Consider the following 16,845-nt stretch of genomic DNA (forward strand, 5'->3'; position numbering starts at 1 on the left):
GGAATGTCAGCCGACATCGGCGGATGAACGAGCCAGAGATTTGTTAGTTCATCCGTTTGGATGCGGTCATGTAGCGGTACAGGGTACGTCCACCCCAGCGTGCTAGCAGGTTGAAGATCAGTACCATAATCACGAGTACAGCAGAAGCGCCAGCGGCGATTTGTACCGCATCCGGTGCCAGACCTTCACTGTTGACTTTCCAGATATGCGTTGCCAGTGTTTCCGCCGGACGCAGTGGGTTCAGCGGAGAACGCGGATGCAGCGGATTCCAATCGGAAAAGTTCAGCGGCGGAGTGGTCATACCGGAGGTGAACAGCAAGGCAGCTGCCTCACCGAATACGCGACCTGCTGCCAGAATCGTACCGGTAACGAGCGATGGAATTGCGACCGGCAGCATGATGGAGGTAATGATTTTCCATTTGGACAATCCAAGTGCCAGACCAGCTTCCTTTTGCTCACGCGGAACGCCAGCGAATGCTTGCTCGGTAATCCGTACCATGAGCGGCAGGTTGAAAATGGTCAATGCCAGCGCACCTGCCAGCAGCGAGAAGCCGAGACCAAGTGTGTTAACGAAGACGAGCAAACCGAACAAACCAATAACGATCGACGGGAAGGAGGACAGCACTTCCACGACGAGACGGATAAAGCTAGTGATTTTACCCGGTTTGGCGTATTCCGCCATATAGATACCACCGCCCAGACCGAGCGGGATCGTGATAATCATCGTCAAAACGAGCAGGTAGAGAGAGTTGAACAGTGGTGGTCCGATACCGCCGCCTTCACGAATCGTTTGCGGCTTGGAAGTCAGGAAGTCCCAGCTAATATGACCAAGTCCACGGAACATGATGAAGCCAAGCAGACCGATCAGAATACCGACGATGGACAGAGCAAGCACGATAATGACAACCGTGGCGACTTTATCTGCGGTTCTGGCGCGTTTTCTAGCTTTGGCGCGCAATGTATGGGTTGAGGTTGTCATATCCGGTTTCTCCTTTCAAGCAGGCGAATGACCATGATGAAGACGAAGGTCATCAGCATCAGTACGAATGCCATACTCCACAATGCGTTATTTTGAATGGAACCCATCGCTGTGTTACCCATACCGAGGGTGATCACACTGGTCAGTGTTGACGCGGATTCCAGCAGGGATGTTGGGATAAATGGAGCGTTACCGATAACCATCTGTACAGCCAGTGCTTCACCGAAAGCGCGTGCCATACCGAGTACGATACCAGTTAACAATGCAGGCAATACTGTTGGCAGTACGACACGATAGATCGTTTGCCAGCGTGTAGCGCCCAGTGCGTACGAAGCTTCGCGTTGTCCGCGTTGCAGGTTAGCGAGCGCATCCGCCGCTACACTAGTGATTGTCGGCAGAATCATGATCGACAGCACGAGTGCACCGGCACCTACGCCGATACCTTGACCGCCAACATGGTCACGCAGAAACGGAACGATCAGCGTTAGACCGATAAAGCCGTATACGACGGATGGAATACCGGACAGCAGCTCAATTGCCGGTTGCAGGATTCGTTTACCGAATGTCGGCACGATCTCTGTCATAAATAATGCAGCTGCGATACTGAGCGGGCTGGCGATCAGCGCGGCAAGCAGCGTTACCAGAAAGGAACCGGTAATCGCAGGTAATGCGCCGAACGATGGCGGCGAGGCATCCGGTGCCCAATGTGTGCCAAAGAAGAAGTCGGATAGTGCCACGCCATTAACGGCAAAGGTGGCAATGCCCTTGGATGTTACAAAGTAAACAATCGATACAATCGTAGCGATCAGAAAGACGACACAAACGGATGTGTAAATGCGACCGATCCAGTCTTCCAGACGGTGCTTTTCCAGCGGCAACCTGCGGCGCTGCGCTTCTCTTGGCGAAACCTTAGAGTGCTCCATAAGTAAAAACCTCTTTTCTTCAGGCGTTAAAAATCAACATGTCAGTCTATTCTCGGTGAGGATCTATGTCACACCGGGGAGGATGTGATGGAATGTACAATCTGTATCCAAACGTGAAAAGAGAGGCGGAGTTCCGCCTCTTGTAGCAGCGGTCCTAATGACAGCATGCTCTTTTCAAACGTTATATTGAGGTATGATTATTTTTGAGTGACTTTACCTTCAGCATCGCGAGTTACTTGCATGCCAGAGATTGGAATGTAGCCCAGCTCGGTTACATCGCTCTTTTGCACTTCGTCGCTCAGCATGTAGTCGAGGAATGCTTTTGTGGAAGCATCTGGCTCACCTTTGGTGTACATGTGCTCGTAAGCCCAGATTGGATATTTACCAGCTTCTACATTTTCAACTGTTGGCTCAACGCCATCATAGCTCAGTTCAGCTACGCTATCATCCAGATAGGACAGTGCCAGATAACCGATAGCGCCCGGTGTTTCAGCGATCAGCTTTTTAACCGTACCGGAGGAATCCTGTTGGATCGAACCCGCTGGATCTTCGGTTTTTTGACCAAGTGCATATTTCTCGAATGTTGCACGAGTACCGGAGCTGCTCGGACGGTTGATGATCACGATTTTTTGATCTGCACCGCCAACTTCTTTCCAGTTCGTTACTTTGCCTGTGAAGATGTCAACCAGTTGTTGCTTGGTCAGGCTTTTTACATTTGCATCTTTGTTAGCAACTGTAGCCATAGCCACAACAGCGACTTGATGGTCAACCAGTCCAGCTGCTTTGTCAGCGTCTAGCTTCTCTTCGGCGAACACGTCGGAGTTACCGATTGTTGCTTGACCTTCGGACACTTGTGTCAGACCAGTACCGCTACCGCCACCTTGTACTTGAACGGCAACATTTGCATATTGTGAGTCTGCCATAAACTTTTGAGCGACTTGATCAACCAGTGGTTGCAGTGCTGTGGAACCTACAGCGAGAATGGAACCGCTCAGCTCGGCGGATTCGCCGGAACCTGCATCTGTTGATCCCGATCCTGTAGTTGTGCCGCTGTTCGACGATCCGCAGGCTGCAAGCACAAGGATCATAGTCAGCATAAGAAGCATGATAGGCAGTTTTTTAAACATTGGTAAAGTCTCCTCCCCCTAATTAAAGGCGCAATACTTGTATGTGTTTGTTGGTTACAAAACTTATTCTAGGTTCGCAGTGTTAGCTATGAGTCTGAGTTTTGTAAACTCTGTATTAAAATTTTGCAAAAATGTTTTTGCAATGTAAGATAAAATTCGGGTTTCTTCTTTATATTAATTTGTCATTGTATTTGCCGAATGAACGGTATATTATGCAAAAAAAGTTCAATGTTCGAGGTGAGCCTCATGAAGAAAAGCAGGCGCTTCCGTTTACAAATGACGATCACGCTATTGGTCTGTCTGGTGGTGGCAGTCGTATTGCTAAGTGTCTATCTGATGTTCAGCATCGAGGTATCCGGTCAAACTAGACAGGCAGTAGAGCAGCGGGCGCTGGCGATTGCACGCACGGTCGCCTATACGCCGCTTGTGCAGGATGCGCTGGATGGACAGGGAGACAGAGCGGTGGTACAGACGTATGCGGAGCAGGTACGCACCAGCAATGATGTAGAATTTGTCGTAGTGATGGATATGAACGGACTGCGGCTGTCGCATCCTGATCCGGCGATGATCGGAAAGCATTTCCGTGGTGGCGATGAGGTGAACGCACTGCATGGCGAGGAAACGGTATCCATTGCCGACGGCTCGCTCGGACGCTCGATCCGCGCCTTTGAACCGATACGCGATGCTGCTGGCAAGCAGGTAGGAGCGGTAGCAGTCGGTGTATCCATCGGCAGTTTAACGACAGCAATTAACGAGAATAAATGGATTCTGTACTGGGGCATTCTGCTAGGCGGTTGTCTAGGTGCGATCGGTGCGATCCTGCTAGCGCGGAAAATCAAAAAGCTTATGTTCGGCATGGAGCCGGAGCAGATCGCCCGTTTGCTCGAAGAACGCAGTGCCATGCTGCAATCGGCAAAAGAAGGAATCTTGTCGGTGGATCGCCAATCCATCATTACGCTAACCAATGCAGAAGCATACCGTCTACTCGGCGGGGGTGGAGGGCGCGAGGACAATGAACGACGATTCCGCGAATTTCTACGTCAATTGCAGATGGATAAGGTGCTGGACGGTGAACCGCTCAAGGATGTGGAGATTGAGATCAATGGGTATACGCTGCTTGTTAACGTGGAGCCAGTCATGGTGGGCGGACAAACGGAGGGTGCAATTGCCACCTTCCGCGATATGACCGAGATTAGTATGCTGATGAAGCGGCTCTCCGGCATTTCGCTGTATGCCGAAGCACTGCGAGCGCAGACGCATGAATTTATGAATCGGCTGCATATTATGATGGGGCTGCTGCATATGAAGCAGTATGAACGGTTGGAAGAATATTTAAAAAGCATCGTGCCGAGTATGCAAATGGAAGCAGGCAATGTGCTGCAGCAGGTGAAGGACCCAGTGGTAGCGGGCTTTTTGATCGGCAAGCTCAGTCGGGCGCGTGAGCTGGGTGTACAGATGAATCTGCGCGATGATGGTGTGTTGCCAGAGTCCGCCGATCCACAGGTGGCGCATGAGCTGGTGACCATTGTCGGCAATCTACTGGAAAATGCGCTGGAAGCCTCACGTCAGGCGGCGGAACCAGCGATTGTGCTTGCATTTGACTATACAGACGGCATACTGGAGATAACGGTCAGCGATAATGGGCGGGGGATGGAGCCGGAAGTAGCGGCGCGCATGTATGAGCAGGGCTTTTCTACCAAAGGACAGGATCGTGGGGTTGGACTCTACCTTGTGCGTCGTAGTCTAGGTCAGCTAGGTGGCAATATAGAAGCCGCTCGTCTCGATAGCGGCGGTTCACAGTTTACGGTTCATATTCCTTATTTGATAAAGCGTGGTGATTAGATGATCAATGTATTAATTGTGGAAGACGATCCAATGGTAGCGGAGATGAACAAATTTTATCTAAGTCAGGTGGAAGGATTTCAATTTGGCGGCTGGGCAGCATCTGCTTCGGAGGCGCTGGACTTGCTGGAACAGCAGTCATTTGAGCTGGTGCTGCTGGATATTTACATGAAAGAGCAAAACGGTCTAGAGCTGCTATCCGAGATTCGACGCGCCAATCTCAGCATGGATGTGATCATCATTTCGGCGGCGAGCGATAAGGAAAGTATCCGCTATGCGCTACAAAATGGAGCGGTCGATTATCTGATCAAGCCGTTTGAATTTGAACGATTCCGCTCGGCGTTAGCAGCGTACCGGGAGCGGTATTCGCTGCTGTATAGCAATAGCAGTCTGGCACAGGCGGAGCTCGATATGCTGACCCAACCAAGCAGTCAGCCAGATCGTGCCGTATTGAGCAAAGGCTTCACACGCACCACGCTACGCTTAGTATGGGAAGCGATTCAGGCGCATCAAGGTCCTTCCTTTTCCAGTGAAGAGATTGCTGGTGTAACTGGATTATCGCGTGTATCGGTTGGTAAATACTTGATTGCGCTAGAGGAATTGAAGGTACTGGAGCTGGAAACCACGTATGGTACCATTGGTAGACCGGTGAAAAAGTATCATATCGTACCGGGTAGCGAGGCGATTGTCGGAAGATATATTTGAGCCTAACGAAATTGTATACAGTCTGGCTTGTACATGATAACAACTACGATTCATCATTAAAAAAGCACGGTTTCTACCTTTTACAGAAACAGTGCTTTTTTGGCATCTCATCCAATGCAAACATACGGTTCAGTATAAAAGACGATTGTTGTGTGTATAAGAAAACTAGAAAGAATAGAGCAGCAAGAGAGATTTTATTACTGGATGGAGTGCCAAGCGGGTGATGCTTACTTTCAAAAATTTAAAAAATAGATTCATTAATTAGAAAAATAGTGAAGCGCTTACATAATGGTTAAGATGAACTGGTAAACAACAAACTGAAACCAATAGAGAGAGATGTACGACACGAAGGAGGTAAAAGAGGTATGGAAAAGTCAATACAGCAGCCAGGACATTCTCATCTGGATCAGGCACCTGTAACAACGAGCACGGGCAATTTGCCGAAGGGCATCAAGCAGCTTAGGCAGATCAAGATCGGCGTTATTCCGTTACCGTTGTATGTGCTGCTGGCAGTGATCGTATTCGCAGCCGCCGCACTGAATGAGCTGCCGAACGATATGATTGGCGGTCTGGCAGTCATCATGATCATGGGTGTGCTGCTGAGTGAGCTGGGCTTCAAGCTACCGCTGCTCAAGCATATCGGCGGTCCTGCGATTTTATCGCTAATGGTGCCCTCATTTCTGGTGTTCTGGAATGTGTTGAACCCTCCAGTGATTGAATCGGTTACTACGCTGATGAAGACGTCCAACTTTTTGTATCTGTACATTTCGTGTTTGGTCGCTGGTAGCATCACGGGCATGAACCGTAAAACCTTGATTCACGGCTTCATTCGTATCTTCATCCCAATGATCGCTGGTACACTGGCAGCCGTTGCCGTGGGGCTTGGCATTGCCATGCTGTTCGGCTACAGCGCATATCACGCGTTCTTTTACATCATTGTTCCGATCATTGCAGGCGGCGTCGGAGAGGGCATCCTGCCACTGTCGATTGCCTTTTCCCAAATTCTCGGCGGCGAATCCGCTAGCTATGTCGCCCAAATGATCCCTGCCGCCGTAATCGGCAACGTATTCGCCATCATCGGCGCGGGTGTTCTGAAAAAAATGGCAGATAACAACAGCGCTATCACCGGCAACGGCGTATTGGTCAAAGAAAAAGACGGCAAGCCCATGAGCGGCAGTGTCTACGACGGGCGTAAACCCGACTTTGCTCTAATGGGCGCAGGTCTGCTATTCGCCTGTGGGCTGTTTATCACCGGACATCTGCTGTCCCCATTCGTCGGCATTCCCGGTCCCATTCTGATGATCTTCGGTGCCGCTCTACTCAAGGTATGTAACCTGCTGCCAGCCAAAATCGAACAAGGTGCTTACCAACTCTACAAATTCGTATCCGGCACACTCACTTGGCCGATCATGGTCGGTCTCGGCATCCTATACATCCCACTTGGTGACGTCGCCGCGATCCTGTCTCTGCCGTATATTATCGTCTGCGGCGCCGTCATTATCGCTATGATTCTAAGCGGCTACTTTGTAGGGAAATGGGTTAACATGTACCCTGTCGAAGCCGCCATCGTTACTGGATGTCGCGGCGGATTAGGTGGAACTGGCGACGTTGCCATCCTATCCGCTTCCGGTCGAATGGAACTCATGCCCTTCGCCCAAATCTCCACCCGCATCGGCGGCGCCTTAACTGTAGTCATCGCCACCCTACTCCTATCCATGTGGAGCTAATCCGCCAAGCTGTGATAGAAGCGGTAGATCGTACTGGCGTGGCATGCGATGTATTAACGCCAGCGATTCATGAATGTCACCATGTTCCAAGCATCGTGTTCTATGAGAAAGACCTGAGTCTATATGCGGAATCGCTTCCGTGTATACTCAGGTCTTTCATTGTATCGAAACGTGATGTGACCTATTTGATTGATAGTCTCAGATAGCAGTCCAATAGTGCTTCAGCAATTGATGGTCATCGCAAAATAAGACATATTCCTATGCACCCAATCATACGGCCTAACCATTTTAATATCTTTTGCCCGTTGCGTTCCTCTAAAATCAACAATCCACCTGTAGCGCCAACCACATGCAATCCAATGGTTGTAGTTAAAAATCCTATGATATAGATCGTTGGGTGAACCAGTGATGGAATTTCTAATCCATGTGCATATCCATGGGAAAAGCCGAAGAACGCTACGCCACATCCTGCGATCCAGAGTGATAACCGACGATTCCACCAGATGGCGGCGCCTAATAATACAACGGAACAAGCGATAAGCCACTCTATCGGAAGTGGGATTGTCGTTTGCAAACCGAGCAGTCCACCTGTCATCATCATAAGGACAAAACAAGAAGGCACGATCCAGATCGCTTTCCCTCCGATCTGTGCACTCCAGACGCCTACTGCTAACATGGCTACCAGATGGTCGATGCCTGTCAACGGATGCAAAAATCCGCTTCCTCCAAATCCATGCGCTTCTGCTGTTCGTTGGAGCAGCACGAATACACACAGTAGAACCATATTCATTTTCAAAGGAAATGGTAGGTTACTCATGATGAATGACTTCCTGTTGTTGTTTTTGCTGTTTGCGGTCTTTCACAATGATCATCAGACTTAGAATGGCAGGAATCATGGGAAATAACGAAGTATACATGCCTGAAAAATATTCATATCCTACTCCTTGTTGAACCATACGGACGATCGGGAACACGAGTAGGTGGGTAGGTTCGCCGATAATCATACCAACAATCATAAACCATAAAATAAAGTTGCCGAACGCTTGTCGCTTCCACAAACTGTACGCTCCGAATACCCAGAATAGAGGGCCTACGAACGTAATCAAATAATCAAAATCCTGATCGGTCCATGTCTGCCCTGTAATAGACGCTATGCCACGATTAAAATGGGTCAATACTTCTTCTCCGACATGGATATAAAACAAGGCTTGTAATAACAAATATAACGGTACGACTTTGTATGGATCAGCGGGTACATATGCAGTGGTTTTGCGCCAACAGATCAGCCCACCCATCATAGAACCGACAATCACACCTACAGGCAAAAGACTGCCCGTTTGTGTGTAAAATGTTATGCCATACATCGCGATACCTGTCACAAGTAAGATCGTCCATAAATTCTTTTTACGTTGGCTAAGTGGTTGTATGTTCTGCTGTTGGCGATCTTGTGCTTGCGGGCGAATCCATTTCAATATACCGGATATGCTGCAATAAAATAAAATCATCGCTAGTAGCACACCACCAAAATAATGGTGATCATACAAGTCATAATGCCCTAACTCGATATACAATTGCCATAACGATTCTACCGCTATATATCCAAACCCCCACCATACAAAAAACGCTCCTACCGACACTCCTTTTGCTACAAAATAACCGCCTATCAGCAAAATCGTAATAGGCAAGCTTACCATCCATACAAACCATTGCGTATGATCAAATACCAACGGATGATGCAATATTTCAGGCATCGTAGTAGCTACAAAATGGGAGTATACCGAAAGATAACGAAATGTATTTAACATAATAAGCAGCACAATCATCAAAATATAGAGAGGCAAAATCTGACTTCTTACCGGAGTGGAACGATACGGCAAAGCGATCCATCCTATGATCGCTAGTCCACTGACCAGACTATATTCTACAAACAATCCACGACCAACATGAATCAATAGGATCACTGCCAATGTGACAGCAGTGGAACAAATGATCAATAGCGCTTTGACATTGATATGAGATACTTTTTTGACATCAGATGATTCCTTGGCATGAGGTGATTCCATTGTATGAGCGCCTTCCTTTCTAGAAAAAGCGTCTTCCGATCTCTAAACAACATGTTGTTGCTTAGATTGTAGCAATGTATAGGTCAGATTCAATACGCAATATCTATGTATGTGTTGTGTAACCGACATCGGAATGAAAATCAGCAGATACCCCCAAGATAACGTACACCTATCGAAAACATGTTGGGTTACGATTGCGTATAAAATACAGCACAAAAAAAGCTATCCTTGATCTGGATAGCCTGATGAACGAGCGAATATCGTTAAGATGAGATCGAATTCGATTGTAACGACTGTAAAGGTCCATGTACAAAAAGACTTGCCATCTGAGTTGCCATGAATTCAGCCGAATAAGGCATCTTTCCAGTCAGCCATTGCGTTAATAACCCTACATTGGCAGTCGCGCTATACGTGATCGCTATATCACGAGTAATCACGAATGAAGGGTCAGTAGAAGCAGGTTGCCTGATGACTTCATGCAGATTTTCTTTTATCAAATCGATCATTTGTTGCTGAAAAGAAGGTAAACCTCTGTCTCCCAGCATCACCTTGAAGGAATGGTGATGCTGGGAAATGATCGTAAGCACGCGTAGAAATAGCGACTCCATCGTGTGAAGATCCAGATTCACATCAGCCTTTTTTAAATATTCGACGTTTACTTCAGCTTTGAGAGAAGCGAGCATATTGGTAGTGATATGTTCTAATAGATCGTACTTATCCTGATAATGCTGATAAAATGTTGCCCGATTAATACCAGCTTGGTGGGTCAAGTTCTGAATCGTGACTGCTGCAAAACCGACTTGCTCAATTAATGTAATTAATGCTTCACGAATCCATTGCTGTGTTCGCAACACACGTGGATCATTCTGGTTTACCATGTATGTTCACCATCCTTGATGATGACTATTGTAAATAGAAAAACCGCTCTATACAATCATAGAACGGTTTCTTAACGTTATATATGGTTCCATACTCATGAGCGCTGGCTGTTTACCCAGCAATACATAGTACGTTCTTGTTCATAACGATGGGAACGAAAGTCAGCTTTGGATGCTGCGTACGTTGGAGGAGCTGCCTGTTTTATTTTGCTGATTGTTTTGCTGGAAGTCTTTGACCTCGGACTTCACTTCGCTGATTGCAGAGCCTGCTTCGGATTTGAAGTCTTGAGCGGTATGCAGCGATTCCTTGATCGCACCGACCACTTCCTGTCCTTTTTCAGCGATTTCATGACCTTTTTCGTTAATCAATGGTCCTTTTTCCTTCACTAGCTCGGATACTTCAGCGATCTTCTCGCGTACTTTCTGTCCTTGCTGCGGAGCAACGAGTACAGCAACCCCTGCGCCGACCAGCGCACCAGTTACAGCCCCGATAGCAATTGTTTTGGTTGTTTGAGAGTCCATGATTCATTCTCCTTTGCGATTGGATGATAAAATACAGGTACTACAACACCAAATGCAGTCAATAGCTTTGACTGTATTCCATATAATACTGTGTTATCTATTACCCATCTGTCCGAGGATCACACGTTATAAGCACGAAACAGGACATTAGGATGATACAAACGACAAATTACATCATCGAAATAAGGAATTCCCCGGACTCATGCTTGTCTGTTCAGCTGCATGCTCCGGGGAAGTTGTTTTATTATTTATTGATAGTCCCGACATTAATAATACTTGGCATTTGCTCAGGACGAGAGTGCATTACATCAGGAGCAGGCTTGAGGATCGGTGCCTGACCGTATGCTCGCGGCTGCTGTACATATTCAAATGTTCCGGTGCCATCCATGGATGGTCCATTTGCCCAGCGTCCTGTTGCACTTTCCTCACCCTCAGAGAAATTCAGGAACTGGTGCGCAACCTCGCGCTTCTCCAATTCAGGTGGGAAGGAGGCAGGGGTAATCGGACCCTGTTTGGCTTCAATTTCGGCAATCGCTGCCAGCCATTGATTCTGGTGCATCGTATCACGAGCAATCATAAAGGACAGCAGATCACGGACACCTGGATCGGTCGTTTGTTCATACAGGCGAATGACCTGTAGTCTGCCCTGTGATTCCGCATTCAGATTGGCACGGAAATCCGATAGCAGATCGCCGCTTGCGACAATATAGCGGGAATTCCACGGATAGCCTACACTGTCAGATGGCAATGCGCCGAGACTAGACACGATTGCATGTTGTGGATTCATACCGCCTAGTACTGCCCCAATGGCAGGGTCCTTCGCCATATTCTCCACTTGATCCAGCGGTGCATCGTCCAGAAGCTGGGCGATCATCGTTGCCAGCATCTCTACATGCCCAATCTCTTCGGTTCCGATGTCCAGCAGCATATCACGATACTTGCTGTCTGCTCGCGTATTCCAGCCTTGGAATAGATATTGCATCATGACCGACATTTCACCATATTGACCGCCTAGCACTTCCTGCAACTTACGCGCATAGACCGGATCGGGCTTGTCGGGTTTGGCTGTATACTGTAATTCTTTAATGTGAAAAAACATAATAACTCCTCCTTTGGTATGTTCGGTACAATCAAGATGTTTGGATTCGTCGACTATCGTCTTCACTTAAAGGTAAACAGCTGTTTATAGATTAGGGAGGTATTTGCCGTAATCATAGGACATTCGCGGCTAAACACGCATTCCATAATCTCATGTATCACGATGGCCATCGCATCCTATTATTAACCGTTGCCTCTTCAAAATAACCGTATATTTTGACAATAAAATATATAAAATACAGTAAATGTTTACAGCCCGTTCGTAGCCGAAGTATCATGTTGCGATACATGCCAAAAAGCTGGAACGATTCCAAGCGACCAGCGCTCGACGTTCCAGCTTTTTGATCAAAGCCTATGCAAGATACAAGGATGATTCCATACGAATAGCTTCGCAAGCATTGCAGCAGTACCGCTTGTGCTTGTTATGCAGCACTACTGTAACCCATTTCCGATCTTTTGCTTCAAATACATCCGGTAAATGTGTACAATCGTAATCTTCGCCGCCATATACAGTGGAATCACAAGCAGCATACCGAGAATACCGCCCATATCGCCACCGACAAGCAATAACACGATAATCGTAAACGGATGAATGTCCAGCTGATTCCCGAAGATGATCGGTTCCAGCAGATTATTTTGGATCAGTTGAGCGATAATGACGATAACAATCGACCAGATTCCCATCGCTGGCGATTCAATCAGACCGACAATCGCTACTGGTACCGCTGCAAGAATAGCCCCGATATACGGAATGAAATTCAGGAAGAATGCCAGCACAACCAGCAAGAGCGAATACGGCAGATCAATAATCAGGAAGCCGATATACAGCAACACACAAAGCGCGAAATTGACAAGCACGCGTCCCGCAATAAAGCTGCTCAGCGCATCATCGATCTCATCCAGCATCAATTTACCGTCTTCACGGTAGTTGCGTGGGAAGACCTGTTGTAAACGTCCAGACAGCTTGCGGTCGTCCTTGAGCAGGTAGTAGAGCATAATCGGCACTGTCGCTACCACAAGGAAGAAGTTGGACAGGAACGAGAACATGCTGGACAGATGCACAGACAGCCAGTCAAATGCCGTGTTCAGATATTCAGTCAGCTTTTGCAGCATTTCCGTGCTGGTGCCGCTGCTTCCGGCAGGCATGAATTGCTTCACAAACGGTTGCTGTTCCAGTACTTGAATTTGCGCAATAATGCTACGCGTAAAGTCTGGCGCACTCGCGATAAAGCTCGTCACCTGATCACGCAGCGTCGGCCATACAAGGAATCCAAACACGACCAGCAGAATGATCACGACCAGATACATAAGCAGAATCGACCATGACCGTTTTAGCTTCTTCCTTTCTAGATAATTCACTAACGGTCGCAGTGGATAATACATAAACGCCGTAATCAGCAGCGGAACAATCGTCAGGCTGATCAGCGAGCGTACCGGAACAAAAATAAAATCAACCAGCGTTCCGAGATAAATAATGAGTAAAACTAGGGCAATGCCAGCGCCCACACGAAAAAAACGGCTTTGCAGCATAAATGGTAGTCCCCCTTTGGTTCAATGTCTGTAGTGTGTAGTGTTGCGCTGTGCAATATGTAACGGTTGGCAGTGGCTATTCCTAACCCGCCTGCTGCGCCAGCTTATGCTGTCGGCAGTCACCTGTTATATTACGCAGTAAATCTTAGATCGATTCATTCATACAATATCGCATCCTCAACCTCATCAGATGACAAGATCATACCTATTGATATGGCGTGAGGTATTTCCCAAAAGGTGAAGAGTAGAAGAGACGAAAGATATGCCATATATACATATAAACGCCAACACCGCTTGCCTAATCGCCAATTAACGTTCTAAAATGGGGGAGAATGGATGCTGTAAGCGTATACTTCTATAGGCATAGCCGAAAACGTTCATATACTTCTTATATAGATGTACACCACGCAGAGGCGCAAACTTACATATTCGGGAGGGAAATATCATGACCATGAATTACAGACGACTCGGCGGCAGTGGCTTAAAAGTTAGCGAAATCAGCCTTGGCAGCTGGCTCACTTACGGCGGTTACGTCGAACGCGAAAATGCCGTACATTCGATCCGCAAAGCATACGAGCTAGGCATTAACTTTTTCGATACTGCCAATGTATATGAGCGCGGCGAAGCCGAGAAGGTAGTGGGCGAAACGCTAAAAGACTACCCGCGCGAATCCTACGTACTTGCCACCAAAGTGTTTGGCAATATGGGCGACGGTCCCAACGACCGCGGTCTGTCCCGCAAACATATTACCGAGCAGTGCCATGCTAGCTTGAAGCGCTTGGGTCATGACTATATCGATCTGTACTATTGCCATCGCTTTTCCCCGGAAACGCCTATCGAAGAAACACTGCGCGCACTCGACGATCTCGTTCGTCAGGGGAAGGTGCTGTACGTCGGTGTGAGCCAATGGACTGCCGCGCAGATGCAAGCCGCCATCGGTGTTGCCGACAGGTATCTGCTGGATCGCATCGTTGTAAACCAGCCCGTTTACAATATGTTTGACCGATATATTGAAGAGGAAGTAATCCCACTCGGCGAAACGTACGGCATCGGTCAGGTTGTATACTCCCCGCTGGCTCAAGGTTTGCTGACTGGTAAATACAAATCCCTAACCGACATCCCCTCCGACAGCCGCGCCGCTAAGCTGAATTGGGACGAGAAGAAGATCAACGACCAGAAGCTACAGCAGGTGCAGCAGCTACAACAGATCGCCGACGAAGCTGGCTTGTCGCTAACCCATCTTGCATTGGCATGGATTCTACGTCAGCGTAATGTATCTAGCGCACTGGTTGGTGCCAGCCGTCCAGAGCAGGTGGAACAGAATGCAGGCGCATCCGGTGTGACGCTGAGTAGTGATGTGGTGGAAGCGGTTGAGAAGGTGTTGAGCAGCGAGAAGTAGGTAGACGAAAAATTGGTAAACACGGCACCGGATTTTCTTGATTAAGTGTTAATCGAATTCAAATAATATATAGAAGATACCAAGCACTTCATTAGACCTTGACGCAGACAAAAGTACAAAGCGATCAAGGTCTATTTTTACTTTTATGTTGCTGGTTCAATCATCTTGTACAAAATAATAATGATACCTAGAATACTAAGGAGACATGTCCTTATGATCATACATCTCATGCAAAAAAAACTTGAGTTACACGAACTCTGGGTAGAGACAATTGGAGAACAAGGGAAAAAGTTAGTGGAAGATGAAGTGGATTTTACAAAACTGGATGTCACGTTGAAAGAGTTGTCTCTATATAGTGCTTTTTTAACAGAGTGTAAGTTTGATCAACTGGATTTAAGCAAAGCAGATTTTTATTATGGGTGGTTATGTTCTTCCACTTTTCGCGAGGCGACAATGGATTATGGTTCATTTGTGAAAGCAAATTTGCTCCTTGTTGACTTCTCTTACGCAACGTTAACTCATGCCAATTTTTTGAGCGGCGAATGCTTTGAAACTGTATTTTTTGGTAGTCATTTAGAATATGCTAATTTTACAGCGGCGTTGTGTGTAAATGCAGACTTTCGACAAGCAGAACTAATGAATGTAGATATTAAACTGAGTGTATTTGATCATGTCCTTTTACAGGGAGCCAACCTTACCGGAATGAAAGGCATTGAGGAGGCTCACATTGAAAGTATCAATCTAGGGACAACAGAGGAACCCATCATGCTGGAAGGAGAGCAGGCAAAACATTGGATGATGGAGCAAGCGAATCTACATTCGTAAGGGACAGTCAATTGGAAAGGTTACAATGTTCGTATTGTGGCTATTTTAACGTTTAAAGTGAACAGAAGTGATTTTGAGAATTAACGTGTGCCTCTGACAATTAGATGAGGTTGCTTATACGGAACTTAGTCGAAATATAGTGGCGAATACAGTCTTTTGATCGAAGCTAGAAGAAATTGTATAGAGTAGAAGGTAGGCAAACCCAAATTCAAACATGCAGGGTAGGAGCCATTTGAAGAATAACTTCCACAAAATAATAACTAGAATCTTAAATATTTAATAAAGAAGAGCTACTGTGCCATTCACATAAGAGAAGGTACAGTAGTTCTTTTTATAATATTATGAAGGAAAAGCATTCGTTATGATGCTCTGAACCGCTTGATTGGCGTGAATCAGCCGAGTCTGGGTCAAGCAACGTATACGTATGATCTACGTGGGAATCGTTTAACATTGGATGAAACTCGCTATCAAAATAAGTAACCACGACGCATAGCAAAGGGAACTCCACCAAAGTGACAAGCAAATATGTCAGCAATGGAAGCGGGGGAGCAGATATGTAAGATAAAAAAATGCAAAAGAGGTTTATGATGCATGGGTAGAAAGTGGAAGACCAAAAGTCAAATAAAATGGGAGATGAGGAGTATGATTGATAAATTGTCTAAAGAACTAAATGAGAACTATATTGATCAAGCAATACAAACGATTGAAGAAATTGGCGAAAAAAAACTAAACGAGGCTGTACCATATCTTATTGAACAATTAGAATCGACCGAGAACGCTCTTATAAGAAATTCAATTGCTCTCGCTTTATCAGATATTGGAAACCCTGAAGCTCTTGAACCTATTGTAAAGCAATTGAAAAACCCAAAAACAGAAGGGTACAGAGGAACATTACTAGCATCTTTAGAGCGGTTTGATTATTCCATTCATTTGGACATGCTTGTTAATTTTATAATGGAAGGAAATTTTGAAGTGAGCCGAAAGTCATTTTTAATGATTGAAGCTGTAATTCAGAATATAACTGAAGAAAAAAGAAAAGAATATATGGAAATCATAAAAGATGAGATTGAACGATTAGAGGATAAAACAGATTTATTATATGAGGTTGTCGATATTTTTAATATGCAAAATGACGCAAAATAAATAATTTAGATTTCTATGGTATTATGCAGACTTGTAAAGAAGTAAGAAGTAAGAAGTAAGAAGTAAGAAGTAAGAAGTAAGAAG

At 46.4% G+C, this 16,845-nt stretch carries 15 protein-coding genes; 6 read left to right on the top strand and 9 right to left on the bottom strand.

Features of this window, described 5'->3' with window-relative positions; translation table 11 throughout:
- Nucleotides 1-43: 43 nt before the first annotated feature.
- The 3 genes from pstA to ABXR35_RS19480 all read right to left on the bottom strand — a co-directional run bounded on the left by pstA (nt 44) and on the right by ABXR35_RS19480 (nt 3,029).
- Entirely contained in the window at nt 44-979 is a 936-nt protein-coding gene (gene pstA, locus ABXR35_RS19470; RefSeq protein ID WP_367063708.1) for a phosphate ABC transporter permease PstA, read from the bottom strand.
- The gene (pstC, locus tag ABXR35_RS19475) at nt 976-1,902 is read right to left on the bottom strand and encodes a phosphate ABC transporter permease subunit PstC (protein ID WP_367063709.1); all 927 of its coding nucleotides are present in this window, start codon (nt 1,900-1,902) and stop codon (nt 976-978) included. The genes pstA and pstC overlap by 4 nt, the downstream gene beginning before the upstream one ends.
- A 197-nt stretch (nt 1,903-2,099) precedes the next feature.
- Nucleotides 2,100-3,029 carry a phosphate ABC transporter substrate-binding protein gene (locus tag ABXR35_RS19480; protein ID WP_367063710.1) on the bottom strand — a complete coding sequence of 310 codons (930 nt, stop codon included), beginning with the start codon at nt 3,027-3,029 and terminating at the stop codon, nt 2,100-2,102.
- A gap of 246 nt (nt 3,030-3,275) precedes the next feature.
- Here ABXR35_RS19480 and dcuS point away from each other — a divergent pair, with 246 nt between their 5' ends.
- The 3 genes from dcuS (at nt 3,276) to ABXR35_RS19495 (ending at nt 7,303) form a co-directional block, all read left to right on the top strand.
- A complete protein-coding gene (dcuS, locus tag ABXR35_RS19485) occupies nt 3,276-4,871 on the top strand; it encodes a DcuS/MalK family sensor histidine kinase (protein WP_367063711.1) in 1,596 nt (531 codons plus the stop codon).
- Entirely contained in the window at nt 4,872-5,576 is a 705-nt protein-coding gene (locus tag ABXR35_RS19490; RefSeq protein WP_367063712.1) for a response regulator, read from the top strand.
- A 365-nt stretch (nt 5,577-5,941) separates the two neighbouring features.
- A complete protein-coding gene (locus ABXR35_RS19495) occupies nt 5,942-7,303 on the top strand; it encodes a 2-hydroxycarboxylate transporter family protein (RefSeq protein ID WP_436669390.1) in 1,362 nt (453 codons plus the stop codon).
- Nucleotides 7,304-7,538: 235 nt separating this feature from the next.
- Here the strand turns inward: ABXR35_RS19495 and ABXR35_RS19500 are convergent, their stop codons facing one another.
- The 6 genes from ABXR35_RS19500 to ABXR35_RS19525 form a co-directional block, all read right to left on the bottom strand.
- Nucleotides 7,539-8,120, bottom strand: coding sequence for a HupE/UreJ family protein (locus ABXR35_RS19500; protein ID WP_367063713.1), 582 nt, complete (start codon nt 8,118-8,120; stop codon nt 7,539-7,541).
- Entirely contained in the window at nt 8,113-9,366 is a 1,254-nt protein-coding gene (locus ABXR35_RS19505) for a hypothetical protein (RefSeq protein WP_367063714.1), read from the bottom strand. Before ABXR35_RS19505 ends, ABXR35_RS19500 begins: the two co-directional genes overlap by 8 nt.
- 263 nt (nt 9,367-9,629) lie before the next feature.
- Nucleotides 9,630-10,244 carry a TetR/AcrR family transcriptional regulator gene (locus ABXR35_RS19510; protein WP_367063715.1) on the bottom strand — a complete coding sequence of 205 codons (615 nt, stop codon included), beginning with the start codon at nt 10,242-10,244 and terminating at the stop codon, nt 9,630-9,632.
- Between the two features lie 162 nt (nt 10,245-10,406).
- Nucleotides 10,407-10,766: a YtxH domain-containing protein gene (locus ABXR35_RS19515; protein ID WP_367063716.1), complete on the bottom strand. Its 360-nt coding sequence runs from the start codon at nt 10,764-10,766 to the stop codon at nt 10,407-10,409.
- A 244-nt stretch (nt 10,767-11,010) separates the two neighbouring features.
- On the bottom strand, nt 11,011-11,865 hold the full coding sequence (locus ABXR35_RS19520) for a manganese catalase (RefSeq protein WP_367063717.1): 855 nt from the start codon (nt 11,863-11,865) through the stop codon (nt 11,011-11,013).
- Nucleotides 11,866-12,296: 431 nt separating this feature from the next.
- Nucleotides 12,297-13,394 carry an AI-2E family transporter gene (locus ABXR35_RS19525; RefSeq protein WP_367063718.1) on the bottom strand — a complete coding sequence of 366 codons (1,098 nt, stop codon included), beginning with the start codon at nt 13,392-13,394 and terminating at the stop codon, nt 12,297-12,299.
- A 451-nt stretch (nt 13,395-13,845) separates the two neighbouring features.
- On the opposite strand from ABXR35_RS19525, the gene ABXR35_RS19530 reads away from it, so the two are divergent.
- The 3 genes from ABXR35_RS19530 to ABXR35_RS19545 all read left to right on the top strand — a co-directional run bounded on the left by ABXR35_RS19530 (nt 13,846) and on the right by ABXR35_RS19545 (nt 16,761).
- On the top strand, nt 13,846-14,793 hold the full coding sequence (locus ABXR35_RS19530; protein ID WP_367063835.1) for an aldo/keto reductase family protein: 948 nt from the start codon (nt 13,846-13,848) through the stop codon (nt 14,791-14,793).
- A gap of 213 nt (nt 14,794-15,006) precedes the next feature.
- Entirely contained in the window at nt 15,007-15,618 is a 612-nt protein-coding gene (locus ABXR35_RS19535) for a pentapeptide repeat-containing protein (RefSeq protein ID WP_367063719.1), read from the top strand.
- A gap of 642 nt (nt 15,619-16,260) precedes the next feature.
- On the top strand, nt 16,261-16,761 hold the full coding sequence (locus tag ABXR35_RS19545) for a HEAT repeat domain-containing protein (protein ID WP_367063720.1): 501 nt from the start codon (nt 16,261-16,263) through the stop codon (nt 16,759-16,761).
- The last annotated feature ends 84 nt before the right edge of the window (nt 16,762-16,845 follow it).

The organism is Paenibacillus sp. JQZ6Y-1, assembly GCF_040719145.1.
GTDB lineage: Bacteria > Bacillota > Bacilli > Paenibacillales > Paenibacillaceae > Saccharibacillus > Saccharibacillus kandeliae.